Origin of the sequence: Chitinophaga sp. RCC_12, assembly GCF_041360695.1 — a bacterium.
Taxonomy (GTDB): domain Bacteria; phylum Bacteroidota; class Bacteroidia; order Chitinophagales; family Chitinophagaceae; genus Chitinophaga.
Genome location: NZ_JBFUPS010000008.1, coordinates 275,301 through 287,528 on the forward strand (window position 1 = coordinate 275,301; position 12,228 = coordinate 287,528).

Sequence of the window (12,228 nt, forward strand, 5' to 3'; positions counted from 1 at the left end):
TTTACCAGATCACTTCCTGTTAAAGAAATCTATATGGCGGATGTACACATCGTCTCCTCCCTGAGCGGGGGCGGCATACTTAGCTGGGCGGTCAAAAAGCGTATGCTGACCGGCGAAGTATTTGCTTTCAATGACATTCCCGGTACCGGCCCGCTGGATGATGGAGAAAAGCGAATGGCATTCCTGCGGAGCCTGGGCTTTGATAAAGAAAACCTCACCTGGTTGGGCCGTGACACCGATGCATTTGCCCGCTGGCGGGAATTACAGACCCGTTTGCTGGCGCAGCCGGCAAACAGGCTGGTCATATGGGCAGGCAGTGACGGCAACGACTACGTGTTTATAAGAATGGCTTGCCACTGGCTGGAGCGTATACCTGTAAAGGTTATGCTGGTGCAGGCGCCTCCCATAATGGGCTACCACAGTATAGCACTATATTCCTTTGAGGCGCTGGCGCCGCTGATCAGTCAGGCAGTACTGTTGCCTATTGCAGAACGCAGCAAACTGGCCCGTGAATTTGAGGATATTGCATCCCGTCCTGAATTGCTGAGGGAATGTGATGAAAATGGCGTGTTGCAGTTCCGGGAATTATCCGCACATGATGACCTGCTATTGTCGCATTGTGACAAGCGCTGGAAGCCGGCCGTCCGGGTAATAGGGCAAACGATGGGATTTAGTGATCCCCGCAATAGCCTTGGAGACGGGTTTGTCAGCTCAAGGCTGGAACACTTAATTGTGAGTGGTCAAATCGAAGCGGACGGAATACGCACCTCTATGAGGACGTTCCGGGTAAGGCTTGCCAAAAAGTGATCATAGGCGCCGCTAACGAAAATAATGCAGGATAATTTTGCTGATCGTATCCGCCTGATTAAAAACCATGAGATGTCCGCCGCCTTTGATACGATAGTCGGGATGTACAAACCTGCTGGCGATTACCCTGTCGGCTGTGCCATGTATTTGAATGGTTCTTTCAGGTGTTTCTTTATTATTCCAATAAGCAATGCCTCTCAGTGCCCAGCGGAAAAACAATACATTTGTATCCTGCAATAATTTTGTCAGTTCCTTTTTATCATTTGGGGACCGGGCGCCGAAATAACGATAGGTAAGAAAATTGGTCCGCCTGATTAATACACCTGGAATTAGCCGGTATAAACCCAGCTTCATGAAAAAGAACTGTATTTTATTCAACTCATCTTTTGTCTCGACAGAAGAGATGAGTACCATTTTTTTCACTGATATCTGTTTGGATACTTCCACCGCCACAATGCCTCCAAAAGAAAGCCCGATGATATACGGATTTTCAACTGTGATCTGGCTCTTTATCCTGCCTGCATACTGCGTTATTGATTCTTTGGGCAACGCGGGGATCCAGTTGATGTAAACTTTATGGTACCCCGGAAGTTTCAGATTCATGAATATACTTGAATCGGCACCTATACCACTAAAAAGATAAACGGTCTTTTGTTCTTTTTTAGCTGTATCCTTCAGGGTTTGCGCGGCCCCCGGGAAACTACAGAACAACCATAAAATAAAAAGACTCACTTTCACACTTTGCACCATAAATTTCCTTGCTTCTAGCCAGCGATAAACGTTCATTGTTAACGTTGCAGTGTGCGATATTACCAAAATTTTTTTAAACAGAGGATTGCACTTTCATTACATCGTACGCATATCAATGCCTATGCAACCTCTGCCGGTAATATCTATGCTGTCCTGTTATTCCGCAAAAGTCCTTAAATCGCCGATCTTACGCTTTTAAGTACGGACCCTTCAAACATTTTATGGGCATAGCTTTGCAAAAAGAGGATCATACCGGTCATTTTCCCAACCGGATTGCTAAACTTCGGCTCCTTTGCATTAATTAATTTTGTAATGGTGTTAACAACTGCATCCGGCGCTTCTGCTTCTTCCAGACCTTTTTTCGTGAAGGCATTAACCTGGCGCCTGTACGAATCATATGCGGGGATGCCTACGCTTGACGAAACCGCATTATGACCAAGATTAGTTTTAAACCATACCGGTTCCACCACGCTCACTTTAATGTTAAACTGGTTGAGTTCAAATCGTAGGGATTTAAAATAGCCTTCTACGGCGTGTTTTGAGGCGGAATAGTAAGACAGATTGGGAGGCCCGATCAAACCAACGATAGAACTCACGGTAATAATTTGCCCCGCTTTCTGTTTTCTGAACATTGGCAACAAAGCATTCGTAATCTTTACAGTACCCCAGAAATTAGTTTCAAACTGTTGCCTTCCCACTGCTATTGGCGTTTCTTCTGCAATGCCCGTCACCATGTAACCGGCATTGTTTACCAATACATCGAGCTGCTTTATTTCAGACGATAATTGTTTTGTGAATGATTCGATGGAGTTATCATCAGCAATATCGAGGCGCAATAATTTAAAAGGAAATTTATCCTTGTACTTTTCCGGTTCCCGGCTGGTGCCAATCACGTTATAGCCATTCTGGTGAAGATTGTTCGCCAGCATAAGTCCAAAACCTGATGATGCGCCGGTAATTAAAATTGTCTTTTTCATGTTTGTTTTGATTTACTGTTAATTTTATATATTGTATCATTTGATACAATATCGATCAAAAAAAAGGTTATTCAAAAACCTTCAAGCTGAAATCGATAGCTGCTTTTAATTTCTTTGGATTTTTTTCAATAGATTTTGTAGTATTTAACCCGGTCCATAAATTCAGCAAATACACACTCCACAACTCTTGCGGAATTACCGGGTTAATGATGCCTGCTTTTTTAGCCTTTAGTAAAGCCTCTGAAAAAGCGTCGGCAATATCTGTTATATGCTTTATCGCGAGGTCTTTCAGGTCCGGGTCGCCAATTTGTACGATTGCATTACTGAAATAACACCCAAATTTCCCAAACATTCCATCCGCGTCAGCCATTGCATAATAGTACTGCCTGAGTACTTCTATGGGATTCTCCACGATTTTCAGCATCGTTAAAACGGCGCTAGGGTAAACCGAAAAGAAACGGTTCATGGACTTGATGAATAATTCTTGTTTACCCCCCTTATAAGCCAGGTAAAAACTACTCATGCCTATGCCCATGGCTTTCTGCAAATCTCTCGAGGATGCGTTGTCATAACCTTTCTCCCAAAAAACACTTATAGCCTTATCAAGTGCCTCCTCCTCATTATATATCTTATTTCTGCCTGCCATGTTAATAAATCTGGTGCAAATATACATATTGTATCGATTGATACAAATTTAATTTTAGAAGCAGGTGGGAGTTGAACCAGATGCGATGGGAGAGATGTTTTATACCGGCGCTTTGAAGAAGATACGCGAAGCCGTTTTTTCTCCTTATTTCCAGGTATTTTTTGATTACCGGCAAAGAAGTAATAGGCAATCCGGATTTTTCTCCTGATATTTAAATTTGGTTTAAACCCACGCTGGCTGATGATGTACCGGCTGGCAACAAATCTTTTTTAATAAAAATACCTATTATGAGAATTCGTGTATTGTTCTTCGGCATTTCTTATTTGGCTTTTGCGTGCGCTTGCAATAATAAGGGCAAGCAACAGGCAGGCACCGCTGATTCTATCCCAAAGACCGATGTTATTGCAACGACGGAGAATAAACCGGCCACAGCATCCGCCGTCTTTAACGTTGATGCGATACCGGTATCAGAAAAAGAACTGGGTGCTTTCCCCTTTTTTACCTTACCGGAGGGCTTAGAGACCATGAACAAACCTGTTGAGCGTAAGTTTGACCGTCTTTTTTTCGCCATCGATGGTAAAATGGTACCGCTGGAAGGTCGCATATGGAAAAGTAATATCAGCGAAATAAAACAGGGTGAGTGGTCCCTTCCTTTTTTTGAAAAGAGTTATGATGAAGCCATCAAAGCTGCCGGCGGCGTAAAGATATTTGACGGATCAATTTCGAAAGAAGAATATGACCGCTACAGTCCGGCCGCTTCTTACCTGGGGGAGGACGGTTCTATCGGTTATACGGAAGACCAAATCAAAACTTATATTATTCGCAGGGCCAATGGAAGCAATATTTATATCCAGCTGTCTGGCACCTCCGCCCAAGGCAAGCTGAATATATTGCAGCAGGAAGGGTTTAAACAAACTATCACCCTGCTGAAAGCCGACGAAATAACTAGAGACCTGAACGAAAAAGGGAAAGCAATTCTGTATATCAACTTCGATACAGATAAATTCACCCTGAAGCCAGAAGGGAATGATGCGGTGGCGGAAATTACAAAGGCATTAAAAGCAACCCCCGTTTTGAAAGTGGCTATCAATGGTTATACAGACAACACCGGTAATGATGCACATAACCTGCAGTTGTCGAAAGACAGGGCCAGGGCGGTGCTGGAGGCGTTGAGTTCATCCGGTATTGACAAGTCCCGCTTAAGTTCTGAAGGATTTGGTTCAGCGCAGCCAATTGCTGACAATGGTTCAGAGGAAGGTAAAGCGAAGAACAGGAGAGTGGAACTTATAAAGAAATAGCTCTCGCAGGTGGCGTTGAATAGGGCGGTCACGCTATATTTGCAGCCCCATAAATAGACATCAACATGAAAAGATTATTACTTTGCCTTGCGTTCAATATGTTTTCCCTTTCGATGTACGCGCAGCAAACCGGCTGCAACTGCACAGTGGCATTGGAAAAACTGATAAAGAAAGTCGAAGGCGAGTATCCGGGTTTTGAGGCAAAGACGAAGGAAGGATCCTCCTACGAAGAATTAAAGCAGCATCTGACCAGGGAGGCAAAAAATGCAGATAGTACCGCCTGCGAAAAAATACTAAAAAAGTATACCGATTTCTTTAAAGATCCCCATTTATGGGTAGGTTCAAATGGCGCTCCTTTTTCCTCCGGCAGCAGTGGTTCAGCAGCATCTATCGTGATCGATATTCCGGATTTCCGGGAAAAAATGAAGCTCACGCGGGATACGCTGGAGGGGGTGTGGTCCACAGAAGGTTACAAGATTGGGATTAAAAAGGGGAGTAGCAATGAATACACCGGGTTTATTATCGCTGCCGCATCCACGCAGTGGAAAGCCGGAGATATAAAGTTCCGGTTGTTTCCGGATGGTTCTTTTGAATACCTGATGCTTGACCGGTCCAAAAAAACAGGGCACTATCACATGCATAAGAAAAGCATCCTGTTTCTGGATGCGATAAGTATGGCGTTGGTCAGAGAAGTACCCTCACCATCGGTAAGTGCAGCCCAGCTGGAAGAAAAGCTGACGGAGCTGACCGGCTTTTATTTCAAAAAATTATCTGCCAGAACGTCGATCCTTAAATTACCAAGTTTTGAATACCGGTATCTCCAAAAAATCGAGGAGCTGATTTCGCAGCACCGCATGCAGATGGAGGGCAGCGAAAACCTGATCATCGACCTTCGTGGCAATCCGGGAGGCACAACAGATGCTTATCAGCAACTTCTCCCGTACATCTCCGGAAAATCAATACGGAACACCGGGACAGAATTTCTATCTACCCAAACTTATATCGGGAACCTTCAGACCTATAAAAAAAGCCTGGATAAGAATACCCCAACAGATCAAATAGACAAACAAATAGATAAATTAAAAGAAAACCTGGGTAAATTCGTGAACTTTAGCGGTACAGATAAACCTGCCTATATAGAAAAGGTTGAGCTGGCAGCGAAAAGCCCGCGGCAGATTGTTATCCTTGCAGATAAGGGAACAGGGAGTTCGGCAGAATATTTTTTGTTTATCGCAAAGCAGAGCAAAAAGGTCAAGTTATTGGGCACACCCAGTTCTGGCGCATTAGATTACGGCAACGCATATCAGGTAGATTTCGGATGCCCCGGTTACGAGGTATTTATTCCTACCTACCGGGCCATGCGTTTGCCAGACTACCCGATAGACAATATCGGTATCCAGCCGGATATTTATATGGACAGTTCTGTGGAAGACTGGGTGGAATTTGCAGTGCGGTATGTTGAGGAATGAGATAGGTAATCTAACGAAAATTGTAACGATATGATAAAATACGTAACCTGTTTCGCTATTGCTTTTGTCTTCCTGTTGTTGTGTCACCCCGTAAAAATCCTGGCACAGCAACCAAAAATCGCAAAAGGTACTGTGGAGCGGATAAAAGTGCACGGCAAATTGCTGGAAGGCAATCTCAGTGGCGACAGTGCAGACCGCTACGTCTCCGTTTATTTACCAGCCGGCTACAAGTCCGGTACTAAGAAACGCTATCCTGTAGTGTACTTCCTGCATGGCTACACGGATAATGATGCAAAATTTTACGGCTTCCAGAAACACTGGATGACACTGCCTCCTATATTAGATACTGCGTTTTCTCAAAAAACGGATCAGGAGATGATTGTGGTTACTCCTGATGCTTATACCCTTTTCCAGGGAAGTATGTATTCCAATTCAGTTACAACCGGAAATTGGGAAGACTTTGTTGCCCGGGAACTGGTGAACTATATCGATAGCCACTACCGTACCCTTGCACAGAAGGAGAGCAGGGGCTTATGCGGCCACTCGATGGGCGGCTATGGAGCACTGCGGATCGGGGAAAAGAATCCTGATGTATTTTCAACGGTATACCTGTTAAGCCCCTGTTGCCTGAACTCTCCGGCAATGGCCGCGGAAACGCAGTTCCTCCGGGCAGACAGCATCAAGACGATTGAACAGCTGCAAAAAGCAGATTTTTTCACGAAAGCACTTTTTGCATCCGCGGCCGCCTGGTCACCCAACCCGGCAAATCCTCCATTCTATCTTGATCTTCCAATAAAAAATGGAAATATACAGCCGGAAATATTGAATAAGTGGGATGCGAACCGCCCGTTAAATAATTTGGATCAATATATCTATAACATCAGGAAACTGAAGTCCATTGGTTTTGATGCAGGCGATAAAGATAGATCCATTGCGGAAAGTATCAGAACACTGGATGAAGTATTGAGCAAATACAACATTGCACATTCCTTCGAAATTTATGATGGCGACCATATCAATCATGTTGCTGACAGGATTGAAGGAAAAATGCTGCAATTCTTTGAAAAAAGTTTGTCGTTTAAACAAAATCCGAAGTAGGAGCAATGACAAACGGACATGAAGGTTATAAAGTAATAAGCCGTCGCCATTAATACTGGGACGGCTTATTGTTGTATAGGGATAAGTAGATTTTAACGGAAAAAGTATGCAATATCTTCCACCCGGAAGCCCTCGCCTAACATTGTATCCGAGTAGTAATAAGGGCCAACCATGAGTAACGCACTCTGACCTGCCTTTGCCGCGTCAATGATACCATAGTAAAATTCAAAATCTGGTATAGCAGACAGATCTACGCCTTCTTTATATGGCAGTTCCGTGGTGCCTGCCTTGTATACTCTGAATATATAGTTTTTTGACACCTGATCCGTGCTGATGAGCCGCGGTAATTCTACAAAGTCACCAAAGGCGTTGCCAACGTTTTTTACTTCCGTTATTTTTTTATTGGTGTATTCATAAGTATTATTGTCGACTGTTTGTTCCCAAATAACAAAATCTACCGGGCCCCCATAGAAATAGGGGAAATCGGTTTTAAACAACAACCGGAAACCTACGTTTGCCGGGTTACTAACGGGCGTCAGTTCCATTTTGTCATTCACAGTCTTACCATCAAAGAATATTTTTTTCTGTTGTTCGAAAGGGACCCGGTTTACTTCAAATGTGCTGAGAATAGCAGTAGTTCCTTTTTTTCGCAGACCAACCTCTTCTTTATCATTTTTGACGGCTATCAGTGCAATGACGCTAAAAGAACTGTTGGCTCTCAGTGTAGCTAATACCTCGTTATTCTTTACTACTTCCAGGGTATCATCAAAGGAGTAGCCCTGGAATGTCATCTTTACAACGGCTGTTGGGGGTATTGCCAGTTCTTTTTTGTTACAGGCAGTAGTGAATAAAGTGATGGCTAAAATATATATTAATAATCTGCAGATGCTTTTCATGATATTTATTTAGAAGTTATAGGACATGGATAAACTATAAGTACGGCCCAGGAAACGGGTGAAGGTACGGGTATCACCGGCTTCATATTTTTCGCTGTATCCCGGAAGCCATTCAAACTTGTCACTCCATTCATACCGGTGGTCGTCTGAGGGAACATAGTCTGGTTTCTGCCTCGAGTTGAGATTTCTGTAATATTGAAACGGACCATTTAATAAATTGCCCATATTTAATTTCACCTCCAGCTTATTACGAAGCATCCTGTAGCTCACCTGTGCATCCAGTTGTTCCCGGGGCATTTCACGTTCCATCAAAGTGGGCTGATCAGATACCAGGTTGGTTTTATACCCGGCTTTGTTATAAGCGATATTAAAACCAATATGTTTGCCGCTATACGTGATGCCTGCATTCAGCAGGAAGGGTACTTGTCCGTATAATTCCCTTTTAGTGTTGTATATATAAGTGATTTCCGTATTGTTACTGCCATCCAACATGGTGTATTGACTTTGTACGGTAGATTTCTGCAACGTGAGGTTACCGAACAGTGTAATGTTTTGCAGCCATACCGCCGGTGCGATAAAACCCAGGTTTTTTCTGGCTTCAAATTCGAGTCCGTATACTTTGGCCCATTCTGAATTTTGCAATACATAAGCAGGATTGCCGGAATTGGCGTTGATGACTAATTCGACTGGTTTGTCAAAATATTTATGGAAAACGCCTGCTGAAATAATTTCACCGGCGCCGGGATACCATTCTGCTTTAAAATCGTAACTGGCAATACGGGTAGAGGTAATGCCTCCCGTCATCAGTTGTCCATCGTAATAAGGACTGTAGCGGTTAAAGCGCCCATTGTCCATCAGTTCCGGCCGTACAGTAGTATTGCTCCAGGAAGCCCGCAGATTAAACTGTTGGGTTACGTTCCAGGTAAGATTGGCGGAAGGCATCCATTGCCATTTCGGATCTTCTTTCGGAATATAAAAACTTAATTTGGTATTGGTAGGGTTGTTGATTTCCGTATACGCATAGTACTCTGCACGAACACCCCATACCAGCCGCAGGTTTTTCAACAGTTGCTGATCAAACATCACAAAGCCCGCGTGGGATTCACTTTTGCCCTCATAGTAATCCAGGCCAAAGGGATTTATAGCATACAGAAAGCCGGAGGAATCGTACATATGATTTCCCCATTCGCCTACAGGCAGGTAGTGGAGACTGTCGGCCATCAGACCAGTGGCGGCTAACGGTGCTATCTCCCAGCGGAACCGGCTCTTTTTTAAATTCCCGGCATACCCGGTTTTGAAGGTGCTGAAAATGCCACCCACGCGGAAAGGTACTGCGGCGCTAACAGCCCAGTTATAGTGCGTTTCATTATTCCGGAAGTATGACCTGGACATGGGGAGTTCTTTGGGTTCACTGCTACTACCGGGGCCGTAAACATAAATGTAACTATCACCTACTTTTTCAGGGCCCGCTGAGGTGAAGATCACATCCTTTTCATTCCGGTGTATGGCTGTTCTGGCCAGGTTCCAGTCTATTTTTACTTTCCCTGCAAGATGTTGTCCGCTCAGTTTATTTTGTAACAGATCCAGGAAGGTAGGATCATCTGTTTCCCGGAGCATAGGAGGATCCTCCTTATGCGGTCTGCCCTGTTCTTTATCATAGCCAAAGGTTCTTACTAATGCATTATCAAACATCCGGGTATAGGTGTTGCGGAAACTGAAACGGTTGTTACCCGTTTGCCAGCCAATATTTAACAATGCGCCTATGGTAGTCACAAAACTATAAGTGGCGCCGGTATTGTTTACACTGCTATCGGTGGCCAGCCAGGAGCCCCTTCGCAGATCCTCGTGTTCCGTAGTGGTTTGGGTGTTGCGATAGCTGAGAGAGCCCGTATATCCCAGTTTATGGCGCCCGGTGGTGTCCGGTCCCAGCACTCTGCCGATCGTAAACTGGTAGTTCTGCGAAGGCATCGCTTTGTACCGGTAGGTGGTGAAATTGTCGTTGTTTTTAAACTCACGGCTCTGCTGAAAGATATCAAAAGGTATTTTATGCTCCGGGTAATAGATATCTTGTGTTGGTCGCAGGTTGGCAGGATATTGTCCCCTGTGGCCATCATCAAATCCCAGGAAATCATATTTGCCTCTCGCCCGGCTGTAAAAATCTTTACCGGTGGTTTGGTCGTTATAAGAGGCGCCAACACTAACGGAGGTGAAATTGCTTACAGGAATATCTTTGGTATTGATCTGAATGAGGCCACCACCAAAGCTGGCATTCATATCCGGTGTTACTGTTTTGCTAACCACTACATTATCCACCAGGTTAGATGGAATGAGGTCAAAAGAGAAGTTCCTGCTTTGTGCTTCTGTGCTGGGTAATACAATACCATCGAGCATGGCAGTATTATAGCGTTCGCCGATACCGCGTACAATCACATACTTATTCTCGTTGGTGCTGACGCCACTGATACGCTTTAAGCTTTCACCGATATTTTTATCCGGGGTGCGGGATATTTCTTCCGCACTTATGCCATTGGTGATTTCTGCTGCTTTCTTCTGTTGCAGCAGGAGAGCGTTCACACTTTCTTTCCGGGCATTGGCAGTTACCACTACGCTTTGAAGTTGTCCTTTGCTTCTTTTGAGGGAAGCATTGAGTACAAAGGTTTGATTATCTCTTATGTCAATATCGGTGATGGCTTTGGTGCCATATCCAATGGAGCTGATCATGGCTTCATATTTACCCGCCGGTAACTGTAATGTAAATGCGCCTTCCACATCGGTAACAGTACCTTTGTTGTTGACCCGGATAGTGGCGCCAATGACAGGTTTGCCGTTTTCGTCGTCCAGTACTTTACCGGTTACTTTACCGGGCGCCTGTTTACCAGCTGCGGGTGGTGCTGCTTTTACTGAAATGTTTTTATCCTGGAGGGAAAACTGCAGTCCGTATTGTTTGTGCAGCTGCTGGAGCGCTTCTCCCAATGTGATATTGGAAGCATCGAAGGCCAGAATATTCACTGCGCTTAATTGTTCTGCCGCAAAGGTGAATCCGTAACTGCTTTGTTTATCGAGGGCTTCAATCACTTTTAAGCCCGAAGTGGTTTGGAGGTGAACCGTTACTTTTTCTGTTAACTGATTGAATTGTGCCGCGGCGGATAGCTGAAGCAGTGTTAATGTAAGCAGCAAACAATAAAATAACTGCCCTGGCCTTTTGCGACTTTTGCACTTTCCCCTTTTTTGGGTAAAATTGTAGTTCATACTGATACTTGTGTTTTTAAATGCAGGTATTACAAAGGGAGGTGTTGGACGCGCCTCCTTTTTTGCGCTTATTGGATAATGATGATGCTGTCTTCTACTTTATATTTTAAATCGTGCGGAAACAGGATAGCCGACAAGGCTTGCTGCCAGCTGGTTTTCCCCATGGAAGCGGTCACTGTTTTATGCGCCACCTGCTGGGGGCGATACTGAATCCGGATATGATAATGAGCTTCCAGCTGCCGGAATGCTTCTGATAGTGGAATACCATTGAAAGAAAGTCCGCCGGTTGTCCAGGCCGCAACATCATTGGTAAAGGCGCTGGTGGATAACTTCCCGGTGGCCGGCTCATAGCGCAGCAGCTGCCCCGGTTCCAGCAGCAGTGGCTGCTGCGGCTGATTTATGGGATGCACCGCTATTTTACCCGCCGTGAGTGCTACCCGTATTTGGGTGGCCCCTTCGTGCGCCTCTATGTTAAATGCAGTGCCGAGCACGCGTGTTTCCAGCCCCGCCGACTGCACAATAAATGGCCGGTGACCATCGGTAGCTACTTTGAAATATCCTTCTCCGGTAAGTATTACCTTCCGCTCTTTGTGATTATAATCGGAAGACCAGGTAAGGGTAGAGGAGCGGTTGAGTATAACCGTACTGCCATCGGGTAAACCAATGGACTTCATGTGTTGATTGTCGCTGCGTACCATATAATTTTCAATGGGTTGCACGGCGGGCTTCCGCAGCAACCAGCCAATGGCTACCAGGCAAAGCAGCAGGGCGGCTGCGGCTAAAAGTGGCTGCCAGCGCTGATGCTTCCGTTTAGGAGCCACCGTGATAGTTTCCCGGGAAATAGCCTGCCACATGCGTTCCTGTTGTCCGTCGGCGCTATGCTCCCGGGGGACATCCAGTTGCCACAACCATTGCCATAATAAGGATGCTTCCTTTGGATTGCTTTTCCGGTGCAGAAATTTATGCAGTAGCTGATCCAGCTGTTTTTTACGTTGCGCCATACAAACAGTAATTGCGCAAGCGGGGTAAATGGGGGAA

Annotated in this window: 10 protein-coding genes; 4 read left to right on the forward strand and 6 right to left on the reverse strand. The window is 45.0% G+C overall.

The genetic code is table 11. From position 1 onward, the window contains the following. Positions 1-33 precede the first annotated feature (33 nt). On the forward strand, positions 34-807 hold the full coding sequence (locus tag AB6805_RS22920) for a DUF3658 domain-containing protein (protein WP_370911783.1): 774 nt from the start codon (positions 34-36) through the stop codon (positions 805-807). 12 nt (positions 808-819) lie between these two features. Here the strand turns inward: AB6805_RS22920 and AB6805_RS22925 are convergent, their stop codons facing one another. The 3 genes from AB6805_RS22925 to AB6805_RS22935 form a co-directional block, all read right to left on the reverse strand. Then, positions 820-1,410, reverse strand: coding sequence for an alpha/beta hydrolase (locus AB6805_RS22925; RefSeq protein WP_370911784.1), 591 nt, complete (start codon positions 1,408-1,410; stop codon positions 820-822). A 320-nt stretch (positions 1,411-1,730) separates the two neighbouring features. Then, complete coding sequence (locus AB6805_RS22930) at positions 1,731-2,534, reverse strand: SDR family NAD(P)-dependent oxidoreductase (protein WP_370911785.1); 804 nt, start codon at positions 2,532-2,534, stop codon at positions 1,731-1,733. A gap of 67 nt (positions 2,535-2,601) precedes the next feature. Further along, on the reverse strand, positions 2,602-3,180 hold the full coding sequence (locus tag AB6805_RS22935) for a TetR/AcrR family transcriptional regulator (protein WP_370911786.1): 579 nt from the start codon (positions 3,178-3,180) through the stop codon (positions 2,602-2,604). A 287-nt stretch (positions 3,181-3,467) separates the two neighbouring features. Between AB6805_RS22935 and AB6805_RS22940 the strand changes: the two genes are divergently transcribed. The 3 genes from AB6805_RS22940 (at position 3,468) to AB6805_RS22950 (ending at position 7,045) form a co-directional block, all read left to right on the forward strand. Continuing rightward, positions 3,468-4,478, forward strand: a complete 1,011-nt coding sequence (locus AB6805_RS22940; protein WP_370911787.1) for an OmpA family protein — start codon at positions 3,468-3,470, stop codon at positions 4,476-4,478. 65 nt (positions 4,479-4,543) lie between these two features. Continuing rightward, on the forward strand, positions 4,544-5,947 hold the full coding sequence (locus AB6805_RS22945) for a S41 family peptidase (RefSeq protein WP_370911788.1): 1,404 nt from the start codon (positions 4,544-4,546) through the stop codon (positions 5,945-5,947). A 30-nt stretch (positions 5,948-5,977) separates the two neighbouring features. Beyond that, a complete protein-coding gene (locus AB6805_RS22950; protein ID WP_370911789.1) occupies positions 5,978-7,045 on the forward strand; it encodes an alpha/beta hydrolase in 1,068 nt (355 codons plus the stop codon). Between the two features lie 92 nt (positions 7,046-7,137). On the opposite strand, the gene AB6805_RS22955 is transcribed toward AB6805_RS22950, so the two are convergent. From AB6805_RS22955 to AB6805_RS22965, 3 genes are all read right to left on the reverse strand, one after another. Then, complete coding sequence (locus AB6805_RS22955) at positions 7,138-7,941, reverse strand: hypothetical protein (RefSeq protein ID WP_370911790.1); 804 nt, start codon at positions 7,939-7,941, stop codon at positions 7,138-7,140. A gap of 9 nt (positions 7,942-7,950) precedes the next feature. After that, positions 7,951-11,118, reverse strand: a complete 3,168-nt coding sequence (locus tag AB6805_RS22960) for a TonB-dependent receptor domain-containing protein (protein WP_370911791.1) — start codon at positions 11,116-11,118, stop codon at positions 7,951-7,953. Between the two features lie 140 nt (positions 11,119-11,258). Next, positions 11,259-12,191: a FecR family protein gene (locus tag AB6805_RS22965; protein WP_370911792.1), complete on the reverse strand. Its 933-nt coding sequence runs from the start codon at positions 12,189-12,191 to the stop codon at positions 11,259-11,261. Between the last annotated feature and the right edge of the window lie 37 nt (positions 12,192-12,228).

Coding starts and splice junctions, on each gene's coding strand:
- AB6805_RS22950 (WP_370911789.1), top strand. CDS start 5,978: ATGATAAAATACGTAACCTGTTTCGCTATTGCTTTTGTCTTCCTGTTG.
- AB6805_RS22955 (WP_370911790.1), bottom strand. CDS start 7,941: ATGAAAAGCATCTGCAGATTATTAATATATATTTTAGCCATCACTTTA.
- AB6805_RS22945 (WP_370911788.1), top strand. CDS start 4,544: ATGAAAAGATTATTACTTTGCCTTGCGTTCAATATGTTTTCCCTTTCG.
- AB6805_RS22965 (WP_370911792.1), bottom strand. CDS start 12,191: ATGGCGCAACGTAAAAAACAGCTGGATCAGCTACTGCATAAATTTCTG.
- AB6805_RS22930 (WP_370911785.1), bottom strand. CDS start 2,534: ATGAAAAAGACAATTTTAATTACCGGCGCATCATCAGGTTTTGGACTT.
- AB6805_RS22925 (WP_370911784.1), bottom strand. CDS start 1,410: ATGAATCTGAAACTTCCGGGGTACCATAAAGTTTACATCAACTGGATC.
- AB6805_RS22940 (WP_370911787.1), top strand. CDS start 3,468: ATGAGAATTCGTGTATTGTTCTTCGGCATTTCTTATTTGGCTTTTGCG.
- AB6805_RS22935 (WP_370911786.1), bottom strand. CDS start 3,180: ATGGCAGGCAGAAATAAGATATATAATGAGGAGGAGGCACTTGATAAG.
- AB6805_RS22920 (WP_370911783.1), top strand. CDS start 34: ATGGCGGATGTACACATCGTCTCCTCCCTGAGCGGGGGCGGCATACTT.